14 protein-coding genes and 3 pseudogenes are annotated in these 19,126 nt (G+C 61.0%); 11 read left to right on the top strand and 6 right to left on the bottom strand.

Annotated elements, in window-relative coordinates:
- The first annotated feature begins 27 nt into the window (after positions 1-27).
- The 3 genes and pseudogenes from H3O04_RS16765 (at position 28) to H3O04_RS16755 (ending at position 1,950) form a co-directional block, all read left to right on the top strand.
- Positions 28-1,062: a PDDEXK nuclease domain-containing protein gene (locus H3O04_RS16765; RefSeq protein WP_124522637.1), complete on the top strand. Its 1,035-nt coding sequence runs from the start codon at positions 28-30 to the stop codon at positions 1,060-1,062.
- Between the two features lie 12 nt (positions 1,063-1,074).
- Positions 1,075-1,254, top strand: a pseudogene (locus H3O04_RS16760) (integrase core domain-containing protein); the annotation flags it as partial.
- A gap of 84 nt (positions 1,255-1,338) precedes the next feature.
- Entirely contained in the window at positions 1,339-1,950 is a 612-nt protein-coding gene (locus H3O04_RS16755; protein WP_237666318.1) for a patatin-like phospholipase family protein, read from the top strand.
- Between the two features lie 200 nt (positions 1,951-2,150).
- On the opposite strand, the gene H3O04_RS16750 is transcribed toward H3O04_RS16755, so the two are convergent.
- The 6 genes from H3O04_RS16750 to H3O04_RS16725 all read right to left on the bottom strand — a co-directional run bounded on the left by H3O04_RS16750 (position 2,151) and on the right by H3O04_RS16725 (position 11,213).
- Positions 2,151-5,132, bottom strand: a complete 2,982-nt coding sequence (locus H3O04_RS16750; RefSeq protein ID WP_124522639.1) for a Tn3 family transposase — start codon at positions 5,130-5,132, stop codon at positions 2,151-2,153.
- On the bottom strand, positions 5,129-6,808 hold the full coding sequence (locus H3O04_RS16745; protein WP_202588081.1) for a site-specific integrase: 1,680 nt from the start codon (positions 6,806-6,808) through the stop codon (positions 5,129-5,131). Before H3O04_RS16745 ends, H3O04_RS16750 begins: the two co-directional genes overlap by 4 nt.
- Before the next feature lie 478 nt (positions 6,809-7,286).
- A complete protein-coding gene (locus H3O04_RS16740; protein ID WP_011545438.1) occupies positions 7,287-8,069 on the bottom strand; it encodes a hypothetical protein in 783 nt (260 codons plus the stop codon).
- A gap of 185 nt (positions 8,070-8,254) precedes the next feature.
- The gene (locus H3O04_RS16735) at positions 8,255-9,526 is read right to left on the bottom strand and encodes a metal-dependent hydrolase family protein (RefSeq protein WP_124522643.1); all 1,272 of its coding nucleotides are present in this window, start codon (positions 9,524-9,526) and stop codon (positions 8,255-8,257) included.
- A 23-nt stretch (positions 9,527-9,549) separates the two neighbouring features.
- The gene (locus H3O04_RS16730; RefSeq protein ID WP_011545440.1) at positions 9,550-10,335 is read right to left on the bottom strand and encodes an alpha/beta fold hydrolase; all 786 of its coding nucleotides are present in this window, start codon (positions 10,333-10,335) and stop codon (positions 9,550-9,552) included.
- Entirely contained in the window at positions 10,332-11,213 is an 882-nt protein-coding gene (locus tag H3O04_RS16725; RefSeq protein ID WP_124522645.1) for a fumarylacetoacetate hydrolase family protein, read from the bottom strand. The genes H3O04_RS16730 and H3O04_RS16725 overlap by 4 nt, the downstream gene beginning before the upstream one ends.
- A 120-nt stretch (positions 11,214-11,333) precedes the next feature.
- Between H3O04_RS16725 and H3O04_RS16720 the strand changes: the two genes are divergently transcribed.
- The 8 genes and pseudogenes from H3O04_RS16720 (at position 11,334) to H3O04_RS36135 (ending at position 19,081) form a co-directional block, all read left to right on the top strand.
- The gene (locus H3O04_RS16720) at positions 11,334-12,092 is read left to right on the top strand and encodes a FadR/GntR family transcriptional regulator (RefSeq protein WP_011545442.1); all 759 of its coding nucleotides are present in this window, start codon (positions 11,334-11,336) and stop codon (positions 12,090-12,092) included.
- 555 nt (positions 12,093-12,647) lie between these two features.
- Positions 12,648-13,283, top strand: a complete 636-nt coding sequence (locus H3O04_RS16715; protein ID WP_442862830.1) for a hypothetical protein — start codon at positions 12,648-12,650, stop codon at positions 13,281-13,283.
- On the top strand, positions 13,283-15,268 hold the full coding sequence (locus H3O04_RS16710) for a DDE-type integrase/transposase/recombinase (protein WP_012464889.1): 1,986 nt from the start codon (positions 13,283-13,285) through the stop codon (positions 15,266-15,268). The genes H3O04_RS16715 and H3O04_RS16710 overlap by 1 nt, the downstream gene beginning before the upstream one ends.
- 26 nt (positions 15,269-15,294) lie before the next feature.
- Positions 15,295-16,272 (top strand): ATP-binding protein, encoded by a 978-nt coding sequence (locus tag H3O04_RS16705; RefSeq protein WP_012218138.1) that lies wholly within the window; start codon positions 15,295-15,297, stop codon positions 16,270-16,272.
- On the top strand, positions 16,241-16,891 hold the full coding sequence (locus tag H3O04_RS16700; protein ID WP_237666320.1) for a hypothetical protein: 651 nt from the start codon (positions 16,241-16,243) through the stop codon (positions 16,889-16,891). Before H3O04_RS16705 ends, H3O04_RS16700 begins: the two co-directional genes overlap by 32 nt.
- A 252-nt stretch (positions 16,892-17,143) precedes the next feature.
- Positions 17,144-17,476: pseudogene (locus H3O04_RS16695) on the top strand (phenylacetate--CoA ligase family protein); the annotation flags it as partial.
- A gap of 126 nt (positions 17,477-17,602) precedes the next feature.
- Positions 17,603-18,481: pseudogene (locus H3O04_RS36140) on the top strand (methylmalonyl-CoA mutase family protein); the annotation flags it as partial.
- Positions 18,482-18,487: 6 nt separating this feature from the next.
- Entirely contained in the window at positions 18,488-19,081 is a 594-nt protein-coding gene (locus H3O04_RS36135; RefSeq protein ID WP_260427845.1) for a cobalamin-dependent protein, read from the top strand.
- Positions 19,082-19,126: the final 45 nt, after the last annotated feature.

The raw sequence follows: 19,126 nt of genomic DNA, 5'->3' as shown, positions 1-19,126 counted from the left end.
CCCCGCCGAGCCTCCATTCCTGACAAGATGATCGAACTCGTCCCCGCATCCCTATTGACCGACATCCGCCGCATGATTGATTCGGCGCGCGCCCGAGCGGCGGCGGCCGTCAATGCTGAACTGACCCTACTTTATTGGCAAGTTGGTTGCCGCATCCGGGATGACGTGCTGGGCGGTGAGCGCGCGGGCTATGGACAGCAGATCGTCCCCGCGCTCGCCCGGCAACTGAGAGCCGAATACGGCCGGGGTTGGAGCGAGCAGCAATTGCGCCATTGCGTCCGCGCGGCCGAGGTGTTTCCGGACGAGTCAATTCTCTCCGCACTGCGGAGAGAATTGAGCTGGACCCATCTGAAGATGTTGATGTACGTCGAAGACCCGCTCAAGCGCGACTTCTACATTGAACTCTGTCGCCTAGAGCGCTGGTCGTCGCGGCAGTTGCAGGAGCGGATGCAGTCGATGTTGTTCGAGCGCAGCGCGCTATCGCGCCAGCCCGACGAAGTGATCCGGCGCGAAGTGGCGCACCTGCGTGACGCGCAGCAGATGACGCCCGATCTCGTGCTGAAAGATCCGTACATCCTCGATTTTCTTGGCCTCAACGATCACTATCTCGAGCGCGATCTCGAGGATGCGATCCTGCGCGAGATGGAACAGTTTCTCCTGGAACTCGGCGCCGGCTTTACATTCGTTGCGCGCCAGAAGCGGTTGTTGATCGACGACGACGACTTTTATCTCGACCTGTTGTTCTACAACCGCAAGCTCAAACGCCTCGTCGCGATCGAACTGAAGCTCGGTTCCTTCAAGGCCGAGTACAAGAGTCAGATGGAGCTGTACTTGCGCTGGCTCGCCAAGCACGAGCAGGAGCCGGATGAAGCGCCGCCGATCGGCATCATCCTATGTGCGGGAAAGAAGCAAGAACAGATCGAATTGCTTGAGCTTGGCAAAAGCGGCATTCACGTCGCTGAGTACCTCACGGTGCTACCGCCGCGCGAGACGCTGCAGGCGAAGCTGCACCAATCGATCGCCGCGGCACGTGCCCGACTTGATGATAAACGCGAGTCGTGATGACAGTGCCTTGAACGCTTCATCCGGTCAGCTTCACGTGAGTGGGGCTGCGCATCGACATACCAAAGCTCGGCCCATCGCAACGAAGCCTGGGCCAGTTGGCAGCACCACTACAACTGGCATCGAGCTCGTAACGCCATCGGCGGCAAAGTGCCGATGGCTAGACCTCCCGCATCGAGAAACAAGCTCTAGACGCTTCACAACCAGCAAATTAAGGCGAGCGGCCGGCGCACCGTATTGTTGCTGCTACACTGGCGCGGAGACGGGGGGCGTTACATGAGCGAGACAAGCGCAGGACGCGACGTGCCGGCGGCTGCGGTCAGGAGGCCATGCAGGATTCTTTCGCTGGACGGTGGCGGCGCCAAGGGGTTTTACACGCTGGGCGTGCTGCGCGAGATCGAGGCGATGGCGGGGCGGCCGCTGTGCCAGTGCTTCGACCTGATCTTCGGCACCAGCACCGGCTCCATTATCGCCAGCCTGCTCGCCCTGGGCTACGAGGTCGAGGTGATTCACGCGCTCTACCAGCGGCATGTGCCGACGGTCATGGCGCAACGCCGGGCGAGGGATCGCACGGCCGCGCTGGAAGCGCTCGCCACCGAGGTATTCCAGGAGCGCACCTTCGCTGACGTGAAGACCGGCATCGGCGTCGTGGCGACCCGCTGGATGACCGAGAAGCCGATGATCTTCAAGGGCAGCGCGGCCCAGGCCCACGGGCGCGCGGCCACCTTCGTGCCGGGCTTTGGCGTGACCCTGGCCAAGGCCGTGCAGGCGTCCTGTTCGGCCTTTCCATTCTTCGTAGAGCGAAATAAATCTGTCACTCCAGAATCCCGCCGATCTAGGCATCCGGACCCTGAATTGACGACTTTATTGACGGTCTTACCAAAATAAAGTCGTCAATTCGCATATGTCCGGATTAAATTTGTCAACTCGCATCATAGACTTCGAAGCCCGACCGTAAGGCCTTGATCTTATGGACGATTCCCGGCACGCGATGCGGCCGGTTGCGACGCCGCGCCCGCGCGGCGCACCCCGGTTGGACGCCTTCAGAGGGTTGGCCGGGAAAAGCAAATAATCCGCCACATCTCGAATTAAGCTGCTGATTTGAAAGCGAAATCGATGGTCGGATCGAGTGGTGGAACGGGGCGTTGCAGATCCAGCAGATAGTCCCCAAGTCGATTGATATGTTCCCGCCGATACGGTGACAGCACTTTGAGCACCTCGGCGTCGACCGGATGCCCCTTCTGCTGCAGCTCTTTCAGTTTGCGCGACATCCACTGCACGTTGTACAGGATCACCATGTTCGCGACGAGGTGGTTGTACTTGATGACCTTGCGCTGCTCGTGCCGGACGTTTTCCGCGATAATGCCTTCGCCGCCGAACATCAGCCACTGCGCGAAATCGTTGAACTGCTCGCTCTTGTTGGTGGCCGCGTGAATCGTACGACGCAGGTCGGGGTCATTCAGATACTTCAGCAAGAACAGCGTACGGATCACGCGCCCCAGCTCCCGGAACGCGAAATAGAGCTTGTTCTTCGTGCTTTCCGAGCCTAGCCGGCGCAGGATCGTCGACGGCGTCATCTTGCCCGCCTTGATCGACACCGCGACGCGCATCATGTCGGGATAGTGCCGCTCGATCAGATCCCAGTCAATCGCCCGGCGGCACAGGCTGTCGATGTGCGCGTACTTGCGACGCCGGTCGGCCTTGTACAAGACCAGATCCTTGATGTTGCGCATGCGCGGCATCAGGTTGATGCCCGTCACGTAAGACAGGCCGAACACGGGACCGCTCTGCGCCTGCGTATCGCCGTGGATCGTATCCGGCTTGATGTCTGCACCGTTCTGGATCAGGCCGTCGAGGATGTAGACGGCTTCATGAACGCCGCACGGGATGAAGTGGCTGAACAGCGCGATGTACATGTCGGACACGTGGTAGTAGCCGATCCCGCCGTATCCGCCATAACGAACGTGGTATTCGGACAGCAGGTTCTGCTCGTACAGGCTCCACTTGGTGCCGTCCGCCGACGCGCGCTTGCCGCTGCCCCAGTATTTCGGCAACGCGAACTGGTTGTACGCGTTGATCACCTTCACGATCGCCTTGTCGAGCCGCTCCTCGGTGACGTGCTTCAGATTCAGCCAGGCGACCTGCTTGCGGCTGAGTCCCTTCACCGAGCGTGCGGTTTGACTGGGACCGAGGTTGCAGCCGTAGCAGAACAGCGTCGTGATGAAACGCTTGCGCGGATCGTCGACCTTCGCGTCGAACCCGGACAGCGGGCCGAACAGTTTATGCAGGTCGAACCACTGCTCGGTTTCGGTGAGGAGATCCAGGATGCTGACCTGCGGCATCGACGCCGTGATGGCCTGATCGATCAGCGACCGGTTCGGCGGTTCGGGCTCCTTGCCCGGCTTGTGAATGACGAGTTCCTCATTGACGAACTCGATGCTGTCGTTTGCCGGGAAGTTCGCATCGGCCTCGTCGAGCGCCGCGTTCAGCCTGTCTCGCAGATCCTTCGCTACGCTCTTGCCGTCCGCGGGCAAGCCCACGATCTCGCAGTAGCGCGGCAGTTCACGCCGAAATTCCTCGTCGGTGACCTGATGCACCCGATAATCGTCGAAGCGGTCACTGCCCTCCACATAGAGGTCGCCGGAATGGAGTTCCCGCATGATCTGGCTGAAGACACCCAGCTCGAAGAACCGGCGGTGCAGCATCCGGCTGTCCCGTCTGTGCGGGAACACCGCGCGCTCCCACTTCTCCGGCAACCAGTCCAGCGGCAGGTTCGCGAGGTCGTTGTCGGTCAGCAGCAGGTATTCGCGGTGCGCGTTGCGGAAACCTTGCAGCCACGCGAGCGCGACCAGCACCGCGCGGTCCTGCGAGCTCGATTGCAGCGGCAGCACGTCCAGGCACTGGAACAGCAGCGAGCGCTGGGTGCGGTACGGCACGAGCATGAACGGCAGATCGAACTGCCCGGCATAAGCGATGTGCTCGTTGCATTGCGCGAGCGCTTCGGCCGGGTCGCCGAGCGCCTCGCGGATTTTCGGCAACCGGTTGCGCTCCGATACGCCCTCGTCCTGGAGAATCTGCAGGACATCCCGGAACTGCCCGACCAGCCCCTCCAGCACATCGGCGTGTTCAAGCTGGTATTTCTGCAGCCGGACCTTGGCGTAGGACTCGAGCTTGCGCACCACCTTGATGAAGATCTCGGCGACGTCATCGAGCGCCTTCTGCAACTGCGCCTGGATGAACAGCACTGCGAGCGCATGACGCTTCGCGGCCTTGAGCGAACGCAGTTCCGCGACGTCGAGCGCCCGCGCTTCGGTGACCAGTTGGGCCCGCTTGCTGACAGAGACGATCGCGGGCGGCGCCGGCAAGCCTTCCGCCAGTTTCCTGATCCCGTTGATATGTTTGAGGAAGCTGGCGATCGCCCGCGCGGCGGGTCGCTTCGGCTCCTGTTTCAGATCGTCCCAACCAGACTTGCCGGCCTTGACGACGAGCAGCGCCTCGATCCGTTCGATGAGGGTTGCATCGAGTGCGCCGGTGATGGCTTCATAGATCGCCGCGTTCAGATCGTTGCGCGCCTGCGTGGCGATGCGCTGCAGCGTCGCCAGCGGCGGCAGCTCGTACCGGCGGCGGACCAGGTCCTCGATCAGCACATTGATGATGTCGGGCAGTTCGATCTTTGTCCGGGCCTCCGCTGACGCGAGTTCAGTCAGCCACGCCGTCTCACCCGCATCAAACGCTCGGATGTCGAGCCAGACGCGCAGCAGTTTCTGGTGACGGATGCGGCTGCCGGACACGTCGTACCGCGCAATCGTTGCCCGGGACAAGGTGCGGACCCGCATCGCGATCCGGATGTGATCGATAATGACGGACGGCACATCCGCGAGCATTGGAAAGTACCCGAGACGCTGCAGCAACTTCAGTTGCACCATGATCAAGACGGCGGTCGCTTCTTGACGGGATTGCCGGCGTACGAATCGGATTTCCGCGGTGCTCGGCGTGAACGCAGCTTTCAGCTCCGCCGCGCCCGGCTCGGCAGGCAGCACCGGATAGATGGTCTCGTGGACGGTGCTCATGCCGGCGGCCGTCGCGCAAAAATCCGCTCGATCTGCTGGGTCCGCTGGACTTCGTCGTCGTCCAGGTAGATCGAGGTGGTCGTGATTGACGCGTGACGCAGGTTATCGCGCACGGTGGTAAGCGTCGCGCCGTTGGCAAGTGCGTGTGTCGCGTGCGTATGGCGCATCCAGTGCGGGGTCGCGCGCCGCAGCTTGCCGGCGAGCGCCGGGTGGTCCGCCTCGATGGCGTCGGCGGCGGCATGGAAGAACCGGCGCAACACCTCCCTTAGGCGCGGCGTGGTGATGCCGCCGGGCGCATCGAGATGGCCGAGCAGCGGCGTGTCCGGCTGCCAGCGGGCTGAGGTTACCGGTAGTCCACGCTGAACGAGATATTGGTCCAGCGCGTGCGTTGCCAGCGGCGGCAACACCACCTTGCCGGCCTTCGCGCCCTTGCCGGTGAGATGCAGCCAACGCTCGCCGCGCGCGCCGGTTTCGATGCCGCCGAGCGTGACGCCGACCAGCTCGCTCGCGCGCAGGCCGGTCGCGTAACCAAAGTCGAGCACGAAGCGCAGACGCTGTGCGGCCGGTACCGTCCAGCCGTGCGACCGTTCGAGCCCGTCGGCGATGGTTCGGACCAGTTCCCACTCGCCGGCCGTAAAGGCCCTCGAGATGTCGAGTTCCCCGTTGCGCTGCGCCCCGCGCACCCTGAGACCCGCGAACGAATTCGCCAGTACGTAGCGCTGCTCGATCAGCCAGCGGAACATCGCACTGAGCACCGACAGGGTGTAGGCGATCGAATCCGGCGACAGCGCGCCCGTGAACGGACGCCACTCGGGCGAAGGTCGCGGCCGCGCCGGCGCGACCCAGCGGGCACGCGGCGTTGGATGGCGTAGGAAGGCGCGATAGGCGGTCGCATCCTCGCTCGTGAGTGAGGACAACGCCTTGCCGCGCTCGACGATAGCCCAGAGCATCAGGCGTTCGGCTTCCCGGCGATAGGCGCGTCGTGTTTCAGCAGCTTCGTATCGTTCGAGCCACGCGTTGATCGCCTGATAGTCATTATCGGCCTCGAGCGCGCACATTCGCTTCGGCGCGCGGAAAGTGCCGCGCGGCCCATCGACTTCATGAGGTACGTGGATGCGTTCCCACGGCACCACGGGTTCTGGCGTCGCCACCGCGACCAGTGCGCGAGCCCGCTCAGTGAGCGCCGGATGAGCGGCAAAGAAGCCTTCGATCCAGCGCGCGCTTCGTTCACCGAGTCCGGGAATCACAAGCCACCACTGCCGGCGACGGGGAATGCGCACGGTCAGATCGGCCAGCGTCCGGATGCCGTGCCGGTGCAGCACTGCGACAACACGAGGCGACAGCCAGGCATCGACTGGATCGCTCACCTGCGGGTGCGGGACCGGCAGCGACGGCAGTGTGTCCAGCGCCTGGATCGCCGCCTTGCGGTGACGGCTCCGTTCGCCGGCCGCACACAGGAACGGCCGGGCCAAATCGGCGCGATGACGGCTGAGGGCGAAATCGGCGATCTGCCGGCGCATCCGGCCGATCACACCGCGCGCCGACTGACCCCCTCCAAGCGCGTGCGGACAATAACGCTCAATCGCCTCACGCGAGCCAACGCCCGCATACCACGCACGCACTGCGGACAGGGACGCGGCTTCGGGAAACGATGGTGGTGACAGATTATTCGGCATCCAAAAATTATAGGCGGTGGGATGACAACGGCGTGCCGCTCAGGTGTGACGCGTTTTGCGAAATGGCAGTTTCATCTAAAAATGTGACCCTATCGATAATATAGGTTAGCGATAGCGATACATCTTGATGCTCGTCGGATTTTCAATCTCGCGCGTGCGTCTTGGGGTGCCCTCAGGACCCGGATTTTTTTTCGTACGCCAAGCGTCCAGCGCGGATGTCTCAAATGACTCTGAGTGCCCCGAAGGAGACAATCAATTTGACGACGCTCTAAATACCGTTCCAAAATGCGTAGCCGACATTCGCGCTGGAAATTCAACGCCTCGTCATGGACATGGGGTGGAATGATATTGGATGCCGAGTACGTGTACAGCGTCATTGATAGGGTGGATCAACTGTGAAAGCCAGAATTCGACCCACCTCGGTGGAATAGCGTTGATCACCTCATCGGCCGGCATGTTCGCCGGTCAACTAGTTAAATCAAAGCGTATACTTAAACATTATTTCCGGCATGTACTTGTTGTAGGTCCCACCGCCGACGGGATTGTTGTTGTAATGCATGAACTCGAAGCGAGCACCGAGTTGGTACTGCGGCTTGCCGAAGATCTCCCACAGAAGCTCCGCTCGCTCGAATACCTCGGTCCCGTTATGGTTAGAACCATTGATGAGCGACAGAAGGTTGAAGTGGAATTTCTGACCACCTACTTCGATAGGGTTCGAGAGCAGCACCGATCGCCACAGCCACGTATGCTTATCGAAGTTCGTGTTTCGGTAAAGCATACCTGACTCAAACCATGCGAAACCCGGGACCTTGAAATTGAGCGACAAGCCGTAGTTCTGAGACTCGAAATGGTCCGTATCGGGATAGCTTCCCCGCTCCCATCGGGCGATGAGCGATACGTCGGAAATCGGACCGACGGACAAGTCTTTCCCGAGCGTTTTTCCGAAGCTAAGTCGCGGGTTAAACACCAGAAGGTTCTGGAAGTTCGCGTTACTGAACGGAGCGCCAACGTTGTTGCCATGGTAAAGCTCGGCGTCGAAATAGATATCGCCAAACTGATTGCCGCTGAAGTGTTCAAATTGATACGTCTGCAGGTTCCCGTTGCCTGTTCCATAGCCATAGATAGGATCCGGGCTAGAACGATTCGTGTACAGGAAGTTGAAGTTGTTGACGGCGAAATTCTGGGCCATCGCGGACGTACTGAGGAAGCCAACCAGCATCGTGATGAGCACCCTCATCCATGATCCAAAATTCTTGTCCATATCGTCTCCTTAATTTATTAGTATAACTAATGTATTAAACGCGCCGCGCTGTATCACGTCCCACGGTGAGATCTTTGTCTTACCTACATGCGGGATTCCGCCGCTTGATTAGTCAGCTTCTGAGAACCGTGCGCGAGCACGAGCGTGCCTGACGCGCTCGTGCTGCATCGTGCTTCCAGTCTTGATTACAGTTGCTCGAGCTGATGCTGAAGCCCGGACCCGCCCTTACGAAACTCGCCTGCTTGCAGCACCGCGACGATCTTGGCCGGATCTTGCAGAATCTTCAGATCGTCCAGTGGATTTCCGTCGACGAACACGATGTCGGCCACGTATCCGTCGCGGATTTGCCCGATTTCGGAGTGCATCATGACGTCGCTTCCCAGGCGGGTCGCGGCTAGCAAGGCCTCTTTCGGCGTCATGCCGATGTACTTGACGAAATGTTCGAGGTCGCGGGAGTTGGTGCCATGCGGCATCCACGCGAACCCGTAATCGCCTCCCGGCGCGATGCGAATTCCACGCTTGTGCATTTTGGTGAGCGTCTCGGAAGCTATCTCCAGTTCACGTGCATAGCCCATCTTCGTTGCGATCGCTTCGGTGATACCCCACTGCTCCGCGTGGTAAAGCGTACTTACGAGCCAGCCGATCCCCGGGGCGACGATATGCCTGTCCTTGTTCGCTTCCAGCATGTCCAGGGCTTCCTCGTCCGCGAAGCTTGCGTGAAAGACCAGTTCAAAGCCGTGTCGGACACACTGCTTCACTGACTCGCTCGAACGGGCATGGGCTGCTACACGTTTGCCGGCACGTTTCGCTTCGGCGCTCAACATCGCGATTTCTTCTTCCGAGAACGGCGATGCTTCGGCCGGAATGCCGGCGATATACTCGCCGGAAAGGTTGATTTTCAGGTGATCAACGCCGTACTTCACAAACATGCGAGTCGCGCGGCGGACCTCTTCCGGACCGCTGACAACCTCCCCGAAGTTGAGCTCACGATACGGGAGGTGCGGAAGCGTGTTGTCGCCCAAGCCGCCCAACGTCGTGATTTCCTGACTGCCCGCGAGATAACGCGGGCCGGGAAATTCGCCCGCGTTGATAGCGTTGCGCAACACGACGTCGAGGCGCGGCTTGGCCGCCGCGGCTCCGAGCGCCGACGTAAAGCCCATGTCCAGATAGCGCTTTGCGACCCGTACACACCAGAGAATATGCTCCTCCGGCGGCATGAACTGGATAGCCGCAAGCGTCGGCTGGTCGTTCCACGAGAAGTGGGTGTGTGCTTCCGTCATGCCGGGCATGACGAACTTGCCTCGACCATCGACGATCTGCGCGTCTGCGGGGCGCATGACGTCGCCGCCTTTCGACACAGACTTGATTCGATCATTTTCGATGAGGACTTCGCCTTTATAGGGATCTGCTCCGCTCCCGTCGAAAATGTTGACGTTCGTAAATACGATCTTGCTCATGTCTCCTCCAAAGCCTCAGCGAATTACTTGTCGTTGTCGTAGAACGCCTTGAGTTCGGCGATGCACTCGGCGGGCTTCTCGAACGTGGTCCAATGGCCGCAGCCGCGAAGAACCGTCAACGTACTCCCGTCAATTCGCTCGCTCATATTTTTGACCAGCGCGGGCTGACCAACCGCATCTTCGTCCCCCGTCACGAGCAGCGTCGGGACCGAGATTTGATCAATTGCTGCCTCGCTCGCTTCGGACAGGGCCAAGCAACTTTGTGCATACCCCTCCGGGGACTGACGCATGACGCTTTCGCGAACAAGCGCGACCGTCACCGGCCGCACGGACTTGGTCTCGACGCTGGTAGCGCCTTTGACGATCGCATCCGCGATCTCTTGGAGGCCGGCAATGCCTCGATCGCGGCACAGCGCTGCGCGCGCCCGTATCGCGGGCCGGCCTTGGTCTGGTGGCGCCAGCAACGGCCCAAAGAGCGCGAGGCTGCGGACGAGATGAGGATGTTGGACTGCGAGATGCTGAGCCACGATGGTGCCCATCGAGTGTGCAACGATGTGGGCCTGCTCGATACCGAGTTCGCTCAGCACATCGGCCACCCGGGACACGTACAGTTCGATGGACAACGGCTCGTTGGCTAGCGCTGAACGCGCGCTACCGGGCAAGTCGAGTCGGACGACACGCATGCCCCCAAAGGCTTCCAGAACCGGGGTCCAGTTGTTCGAGGAGCCACCGAGTCCGTGGATGCACACGACGGGCTGACCTTCCCCGGTTATCTCGACGGCAATATCTCTGATGAGGGTCGTCGTCATTCGCCCACCTCATTCTCGAGTACACCGACGTTCTGGATCTCGATTCGGATCACATCACCCTTCTGCAGGAATTTGGGTGGATTGAAGCCGATACCGACGCCGGCCGGGGTACCGGTCGCAATCACATCACCCGGCTGAAGTTCGATGCCGGCCGACAGGGTTTCGATCAGCGTCGGGATATCAAAGATGAGCTTGGACGTGTTGGAGTTCTGACGCAATTCGCCGTTCACCCAACACTTGATGTCGATGTTCTGGCCGTTGACTTCGTCCGACGTGATCACGAACGGCCCCATCGGACAGAAGCCGTCGAGCGACTTTCCGAGGAACCACTGGCGGTGAAGCTTCTGAAGATCCCGAGCGGTGAAGTCGTTGATCACGGTGTAGCCGAAGACGTGATTCATTGCGTCCGCCTTCTTGATACCCCGGCCGCCCTTGCCGATCACGACACCCAGCTCGGCCTCGTAGTCGAGCTGAGCGGTCACGCCGACATGTCGTGGGATCTTTGCCGACGGCCCGATCACCGTCGACGCCGGCTTGGTGAAAATGACCGGCGCCTCCGGCGCGTGCTCGCCGTTCTTTGCGCTGCTGTCGAATCCCGAGTTCTGGAACTCGGCCGCATGCTCGTGATAGTTCTTGCCGACACAGAAGATGTTGCGACGCGGCTGATCGATCGGGGCCAAGATGGTGGCCTCCGCGAGCGACAAACCGTTCCCCGTTGGCTTCAGATGCGGTTTGACTTCTTCAAATTGTTGGATCAATTGGACCATATCGCCGTCAAATTGGGGGACCAACGATTGGACCGGCCAGAATCGAGAATGAACGATATCCACAATCGAAATTGTCTTCTTTCCCGCCACATTAAGGTTAGCCAGCTTCATGAGATCACTCCTGTTCGCGAGTCCAATTGGTTGAAAGTGCTCACACTGTAGAACCAAAGTGGATCACGCGCAAGTACGGGTTAACCAAAATCCTGTCCAATTGGTACTACATGAGCTAGAATGGCAACCACGAAATCCCGGAGGAAGGTAATGAGCGAGGTAGAAGCAACCAGCTCTGTACGAGCAGCGGGTGCAAGGGCATTAGCTGCTTACCTGGTCGAGGAGATTGCGACCGGTCGTATGGGCGATGGCATGAAATTGCCCGCAGAGCGGCACCTCAGTGAGCAATTCGGCGCCTCCCGCGGTGCAGTGAGGCGCGTCCTTCAAGATCTAAAGGATCGCGGGCTGATCACTCAGTCCGTGGGTAGCGGAACCTACGTCAAGGCAGGAGCCGCCCTTGCACTTCCAAAATCGGTCCGGACGCAAGCGCAAGCTGATGAACAAGGCGTCTCGGTGCATCAAACCAGCCCAGCTGAACTCATGGAGGCTCGTCTGCTTATCGAGCCCTTGATGCCGAAATTGATCGCGCGGAATGCCACCAGCGCAGACTTTGCGAAGATGGCGGAGTGCATTGAGCGCTCGGAGGCGGCGGAAACGGTCGAAGAGTTCGAACACTGGGACGGCGAACTGCACCGTGCGTTCAGTATTGCGACGCACAACTCATTCTTCATGCAGATTCTTGAGCTGATGAATCGTGTCCGCGAGCAAGGCGAATGGGGGCGGCTCAAGCGCCTCTCGTTGACACCAGGTCGTCGCGAAGAGTATCAGGCTCAGCATCGCGCGATTGTTGAGGCGTTACGAGACCGTGACGCAGAGGCGGCTGCCAAGGTTCTGACAGAACACCTGGGGCAGATCCAGCACAATCTATTTGGCTCATGAAATTGAGCCACATTAATTTCGCTGTCCGGCGGCCGGAGCATTCAGCCCGGACATTTGTTCGCACCTGCCATCGCCGATCGGTAGCTTTGCCACGCGAATAGAAATGATGCCGCACGGTGCTGCCGGATGATGGCGTCCTATGCGCGCTGGCGCAGAAGCCACGAAGTCGGCACTTCGACATAGGTCCGAGCGGCCGCTCGGTATTGGGGCTTGGACATCCGGAATTTTGCCGAACGCTCCTTGGACTGACTGCTTCGTGGCCGATTCTGTTGAAAAACTCGCTTCTCGCCGTGATGGGACCGCTTAGCTAAAAATCGACCGTTCAGATCGACCTATACGCCACTCATGAGCATCGGTTACGGGTAAGAGGACCCCTGAAAACCAGGCGGAGCCCGCGATAGAAGAGTTTTTCAACAGTATCGGCCGGCAAGCGACATCGCTTGGCGTGCGAAAAATCCGAATCTTGAGCACACCCCGTACGGGCGGGGGCGCATTAACCGGCTCGTGGACTATCTGCTGGATCTTCAACGCCCCGGTCCACCGCTCGATCCGACCATCGACTTTTTTTATTTAGATCAGCTGCTTAGATCGAGATGTGGCGGATTTTTTACGAATCCCGGCCAGACCTCCTTCAGCCTCAAACTCGATCGTCGACTGACGCTGTTTCAACGTGGCGCGCCCGAACTGTGGCTGCTCATCGAAACGGATCCCGCTGTCCAATCATTTTGTGAGCGGCCGGGTTACGTGCAGCTCAACGGACAGCGCTATCTCGCCGATTTTTGGATCCGCTACGCCGACCGCGAAGAGGTGGTCATCCTGTCCGATTCGCTCGCGGACGTGCGGCTCCATGCTGCTCGCCCCAAGTATGAATTGGACGGCGTACCCGTCCGGTCGATGACATCAACCGACCTCGCGGCCGCGCGCGCCTGGATCGATAACTGGCGGCACATGCTGCCCTGCCTAGTCGCGGCGCGCGGGTTGGTCGCGTCTTCGCTCCTACGCGCAGTCGAAACTTTCGTGACGATGCCGTATACCTTGCTCGAGATCGAGCGTGAGCTCTCTGTCGGCGATCCGGCGCTGGTCCGTGCGGCGGTTTTCGCGCTCGTGTATGCAGGGCACGTGGACGCGGTTGATCTGCGTACCGAGCCTCTGTCGTTGCTGACGCGCTTCGTCGCAACCGAGGCGGCATGATGGCACGTCGCAAGCCGGAATTTCAGACACTGGATCCGTCGTCCTGGCCGACCATCGCGTGGACCGAGTTTGATGCTGCCGAAAGGGAATCGATTCAGGCGCGTATGGCAGCGATCGAGCAGTATGCGCGTGGCGCTGCGATCAAGGAGATTGAGCAGAGCACGGGAGTCAACCGACGACAACTTTATCGCCTGCTCGAGCGGGCACTCGCAGCGCACCCGGACGGTCGCCTCTATGGCTTTCGCGCGCTGGTCTTGCACGCCCGCGTTGCCGATTACGTGCGTTTGAGTCCGGTGAAACCGAACGACGAACGCGGTATCCGCGGCGCCGCCGGCGCGCTATCGCAACTGTTCGAGCGATTCCCGGTGCTCGCGGCGTGGCTGCGGCTGCAAATCAAGCAGCGTCGCGTGGCGTTGATCGAGATCCGTACCGGCGGCGAATTGCGCACCCGCTTGAGAGGCCTTCAAGGACTGCATGCGAGTTTTCTGCTGCAATGTCGCCAGAGCGGCCTCACGCCTGCCGACTATCCGTTCAATACGGCGAGCCACGCGATCCGATCGCTCTCGGCCCGTGTCAAAAGCGAACTGCTGAGCGAATTCGGCATCGCTGCGCGAGCCGCTGGCGCGGCGCATCTGAAAGGCCTGCCGCGCAGCGATGAGTTCGCTGCGCCCGCCGCGACGCGTCCTTACCAGGTCGTTGAATTCGACGGGCACCGGCTCGATATCCGGCTCAAGATCGTGATGCTCGATCCGCTCGGTTTTACGCACGAGTTCGAAATCGAACGCGTCTGGTTGCTGGTGATCATTGACGTTTGCACACGCGCCGTGCTCGGGCATCACCTCGTTCTGGCTCGCGAATACAGCCGTTACGACGTCATCAAAGCGATCGAATCGGCGCTCGAGCCGCATCGAGCCCGGTCCTTCACGATTCGCGAACTCGACTACGGTCCCATGGATGGATACCCGTCTCAACGCATGCCGGAGCTGGCGTACGTGACGTGGGAGCGCATCAAGCTCGACAACGCTAAGGCGAATCTCGCCACCGAGACGCTCGCCGCTTTATGTGAGTTCATTGGCTGTCAGGTCGCGGCCGGACCGAAGCACAGTCCGGATGAGCGTCCTTACATCGAGCGGTTCTTTGGCACGATCGCCACTCGGTTGTCCTCGCGCTTGCCGGGCTACACCGGCGGCCATCCTCGCGATTTGCGTCGCGCTTTGTCGGACCCAAAGGGGAATCTGCGCTTGTTCGTATCCTTCGACGAGCTCGAAGAGTTGGTCGAATACGCAATTGCGAGCTACAACGGCACGCCGCACACCGGACTCAACAACGTCTCGCCGCTCGAGGCGATGGAATCGTTCGTCCGTGGCCGACATACGCTCGTGAACTGGTTGCCGGAGCCTCGCCGTCGCACGCTGTGCCTGATGCAGTCGGCGAAGCGCTGTCGTGTCCACGCCTATCTGAATCAGGGTACCCGACCGCATATCAACCTCTATGGTGTACGGTATTCGAGTCCCGTTCTGGCTTGCAGCACTGAGCTCATCGGTAAGCAGCTGCTCGTCTACCTGAACGCGGACGACTTGCGCAGTGTCCGTGCATTCCTGCTCGACGGCACCGAATTAGGTCTCCTCGACGCGCAAGGTGCGTGGCACGTCGTGCCACACAACCTGACCTTGCGACAGGAGATTCGCAAGGCCCAAGGCCGCAAGCGTCTGCGGACATCGCTGGATGCCCACGGGATCGAGAAGTACATCCGCGCCAAGCTCGAGCAAGCGGGGAAAACCCGCCGAGCCGCGTCCGATTTGGCGCAAGCGGCTCGCATTCTGGCGGCCGCGCCGCTCGTTCGGACGCCGCCGGGACCGGTGTCGACATCGATGTCCACGTCGACCGCCGTAGCGTACCCGGCTACCAGTGTAGTGCGGCCCGAAGTCCCAGAGGTGCGGGCGCATCCGCGCAAGCTGAAGATCGGCACCGGTCAGGTAGGTTGATCCAACGTTTCCGAGAGGAGGACACCATGTCAGTCGAGGTTCCACGTCCCATCGATCCGGCGTTGCATCCCTTGGCGACCGGCAATTACCGGATCGCTACGCCGGCCATCGAGGCTTTCTACGATCTTGTCACGAAATGTTTGCGTTATCGCATCATGGGCGCACTTATCTATGGACCGCCGCGCATTGGCAAGACCCGTGCAATCGAATATCTGCGATTGCTGCTGGCCCGAGATCTGCCGAAAATCACCAGCTACCACGCGCTGTGCGAACACAAGCCGCGGCACGCCGAAGGTCCATTCTTCGTGAACCTGCTCGAGGCGGTCGGAGACCATAACCCAAACGCAGGCGTCGGTTCGGCCAAGCGCATGCGTTTGACGTTGCGCATTCGCGAAGCGGCTGCGCGTGCCGGCAGCGGTACTGTACTGCTGTTTTGCGACGAAGCGCAGAGGTACAACGAAAACGAGTACGAATGGTTGCGTGACGTTCACGATGCGCTCGATCGCCAGCAAATCAAGCTGTTCACGTTTCTCGTTGGCCAACAGGAGCTGCTCTCCCAGAAAACGGCCATGCAGATTGCTGGCAAGACGCAGATCGTCGCGCGCCTCATGGTCGAGGAGTTGTCGTTTTACGGGATTCGCAACGTCGACGATGTCGCGACTTGTCTGAACGGTTACGATCAGACTGCGTATCCCGAGACGAGCGACTGGAGTTTTACGCGATTCTATCTGCCGCAGGCTTTCGACGCCGGGTATCGCTTGCTCGACGACGCGGGTGAACTCTGGCGGGCGTTTGAGGCGGCCCACCACAAGGCCAGTCTGCCGGGCCGTCTTGAGATTCCGATGGAGTCGTTCGCACGTGCAGTCGAAATCGTTTTGAAGGATAGCGAATTAATGGATGCACCGGGTTACTGTCCCGAGCCGACCTTGTGGACGCACGCGGCGCGTCAATGTGGTTACATTCAATCTCGCCATGCGACCGGCCACGTTCTCGCCACCGCGTAGCCGAGCGCTGCTTCAGCCGCCGCGCCTGCCGATTCTGACGCTCGACGAGCAAAAGCTTTCACCGTCGATGGGTTACGTATTCAACAAGCGCTGGCTGGATCCCTGCGAATCGCTCGTGTCGATTTTGTGGAAGTTCGAGAAGGTAAATGCATTGCCTGGGAATGTTGTGGCACGGGTAATGGGTCCCGACATCGATCCGTACGAGGGCGTAATACCGCAACTGGGGGGCGTAAGCGTTGCGCGACTACACAGCGTCCTCGGCGTTCCTTATGCGTCGCTCGAGATCGGGCTGCTGCACCCGAGTCAGCGGCGCCAGTACAGCTCACTTTTTCGTCACTGTCGCAGTTGCATTGCGCGCGGCTACCATAGCGTGGTACACCAGATGCTGAAATTCAACACCTGTCCGGCGCATTATCGGCAGTTGGAAACCGCGTGCCGCCGCTGCGGTTATGAGGCCCCCTACGTCGTGAATGTCCGCCTGCTCGAATCGCCGTATCGATGCGCGTTCTGTGGTGGCAGTTACGGAGGCGGTGGTTGGTCACCAGACAGGGCTCGCCCGATGAAGTCAGAGTACCGCAAGGCGTTGACGCGACGCTATTACGAACGTCACCTGGGATAGGGCGCAGATCCGAAAGTTGCACGCCCGATCAACGATCATCTAGTCAAACCCGAGGGTTGTACATCGCGTGACAGCGACAGCCGGCGCTGTGGGGAATTGACGCCGGTCTTCGCGACACCACGCGCGGTGACGAATTTATTTCGCGGTACGCAAGCCTATGATTTCTTGGCAATTTTCCGATTCCGCGTCGGTGTCGACCTCTGAAGTGACATTTTTACTTCGCAAACGGTGACAACTTTGCTTTGGTCTACGTCCGACGACATGCTGATCGTGCGCGGCGTGAACGTGTTCCCGAGCCAGATCGAGGAGATCGTCGTCGCGCTGCCGCAGCTGTCGGGCCAGTTCCAGATCACGCTGTCGCGCGACGGTCACATGGACCGGCTCGACCTCGCGGTCGAACTGCGCTCCGAAGCGGCCGCGTCCGTCACCGAAAGCGCTCGCGCGGCGCTCGCGCGCGAGCTGCAGCACCGGATCAAGACGATGGTCGGCGTGTCGTCCGGCGTGACGGTGCTGGCGGCCGGCGGCATTCCCGCGACCGCGACCGGCAAGGCCCGGCGCGTGATTGATCGCCGTCATGCGGCGTGATGTTGAAGTGTGTTGATTTCCACCGAACCTTGACCTGCAGTGCGTCGAAAAACACGACCGGATACATTGGCTCGAGTGGTCGCGTAGGCGGGAGGCGCGCACCGATCGTTTCCGCGCGCACTGTCGGTGTCGGGATATCACTTCCAGGAAGCCGGCGCCAATACCGTGCTCGAGCTTGCGCTGACGTTGTCGAACGCGTGCGTGTACTTCGACACGCCGGCTGCACGCGGCATGCCTGCGGATGAAGCCTGCTCCCGTTTGAGTTTTTTCTTCGGCGTCGGCAGCGATTTCTATACGGGAATCGCCAAGCTGCACGCAGCGCGACTCCTGTGGGCGGAGATCGCACACGCGTGCGGCGCGCGTTCGCCCCGGGCGTGCGCGCTGCGCGTGCATTGCCAGACATCGGGCTGGTCGTTGACCGCACAGGAGCCGGAAAACAACATCGTTCGCGTGGCGGCGCAGGCGATGGCCGCGACGTTCGGCGGCACGCAGTCGCTGCACACGAATGCGTACGATGAAGCGCTTGCACTGCCTCCCGCGGCGGCGGCGCGCCTCGCGCGCAATACGCAGCTGATTCTGCAGCATGAAACGGGACTGTGCGATGCGGTCAATCCGTGGGTCGGTTCGTACATGATGAAGTCGCTGACGGACGACATCGCGACGCGCGTGCGTGCCTAACTGGTGGCCATCGACGCGCAGGGCGGCGTGATCGCCGAGATCGAGTCCGGCTGGGTGAAGCGGCGCATGCTGCATGCCGCGGCCGCGACGCAGGCACAGATCGATTCCGGGCGCCGAACCGTGGTCGGCGTGAACCGCTTCGTCGCGGACGAACCGACTGGCGAATTTATGGTGCGCGAGATAGACGGCCGTCATGTGCGTGCCGGGCAGGCGCGGCGAATTGCAGCTGTCAAGGCCGCGCGCGATTCGGCGCGGGTTGCGACGGCGTTGCAGCGGCTGGCCGACGCGGCGCGCGACGGCACCGGAAACCTGCTCGAACGGGCGATCGACTGCATGCGGGCACGTGAGACCGTCGGGGAGTGTACGCGCGCACCGGAATCGGTATGGCCGCGACATGCCGCGGCGGTGGAAGCGGACGGCGAGGGCGTCTACGGCGAACATCGGCGAGACGACGCTGCATGGCGGGCGGCGAAGGGCTGCGTCGACCGGCTGGCGAAGCGCGTGGGACGCAGGCCGCGCATCATGATCGCCAAGCTCGGCCAGGATGGACACGACCGCGGCGCGGCCGTCGTCGCAGCCGAGCTCGAGGACCCCGGATTCGATGTCCTTCGCCTGCCGCTGTTTCAGCAACCGGCATCCGTGGCAGCCGCCGCGCAGGCGCATGGCGCCGATATCGTGGGCATTTCGTCGTTGTTGGGCGGCCACCTCGAGCTCGTCGAAGGGCAGCTCGACGAACTGGCCTTGCATCGCGCCGAGATGCCGGTGGTGCTGGGCGGCGTCTTTCCCGCCGCGGATGCGCGACATCTCAAGACGAAGGGTGTCGCGGCGACTTTCGGGCCCGGCACCCCGCTCGACGAGATCGTCGAAGCGCTATGCGCATGTATCGAGCGGGCTCGGTGTGCGCACCCGGCGAACGTCGCGAACTGACGGGGCGGCCGTTCGTTCCTGCGACAGCGGACGCATCGCATGAAC

The sequence above is a fragment of the Burkholderia sp. KCJ3K979 genome (genome assembly GCF_016759955.1).
Lineage (GTDB): Bacteria > Pseudomonadota > Gammaproteobacteria > Burkholderiales > Burkholderiaceae > Burkholderia > Burkholderia orbicola.
This window is presented reverse-complemented; position numbering and strand designations above follow the sequence as displayed.

Bases quoted from the DNA above. Each gene is read 5' to 3' on its own strand.
- H3O04_RS16710 (WP_012464889.1), top strand. From the start codon at position 13,283: ATGGCACGTCGCAAGCCGGAATTTCAGACACTGGATCCGTCGTCCTGG.
- H3O04_RS16700 (WP_237666320.1), top strand. From the start codon at position 16,241: ATGCGACCGGCCACGTTCTCGCCACCGCGTAGCCGAGCGCTGCTTCAG.
- H3O04_RS16740 (WP_011545438.1), bottom strand. From the start codon at position 8,069: ATGGACAAGAATTTTGGATCATGGATGAGGGTGCTCATCACGATGCTG.
- H3O04_RS16705 (WP_012218138.1), top strand. From the start codon at position 15,295: ATGTCAGTCGAGGTTCCACGTCCCATCGATCCGGCGTTGCATCCCTTG.
- H3O04_RS16745 (WP_202588081.1), bottom strand. From the start codon at position 6,808: ATGCCGAATAATCTGTCACCACCATCGTTTCCCGAAGCCGCGTCCCTG.
- H3O04_RS16735 (WP_124522643.1), bottom strand. From the start codon at position 9,526: ATGAGCAAGATCGTATTTACGAACGTCAACATTTTCGACGGGAGCGGA.
- H3O04_RS16730 (WP_011545440.1), bottom strand. From the start codon at position 10,335: ATGACGACGACCCTCATCAGAGATATTGCCGTCGAGATAACCGGGGAA.
- H3O04_RS36135 (WP_260427845.1), top strand. From the start codon at position 18,488: ATGCGGGCACGTGAGACCGTCGGGGAGTGTACGCGCGCACCGGAATCG.
- H3O04_RS16750 (WP_124522639.1), bottom strand. From the start codon at position 5,132: ATGAGCACCGTCCACGAGACCATCTATCCGGTGCTGCCTGCCGAGCCG.
- H3O04_RS16720 (WP_011545442.1), top strand. From the start codon at position 11,334: ATGGCAACCACGAAATCCCGGAGGAAGGTAATGAGCGAGGTAGAAGCA.
- H3O04_RS16725 (WP_124522645.1), bottom strand. From the start codon at position 11,213: ATGAAGCTGGCTAACCTTAATGTGGCGGGAAAGAAGACAATTTCGATT.
- H3O04_RS16755 (WP_237666318.1), top strand. From the start codon at position 1,339: ATGAGCGAGACAAGCGCAGGACGCGACGTGCCGGCGGCTGCGGTCAGG.
- H3O04_RS16765 (WP_124522637.1), top strand. From the start codon at position 28: ATGATCGAACTCGTCCCCGCATCCCTATTGACCGACATCCGCCGCATG.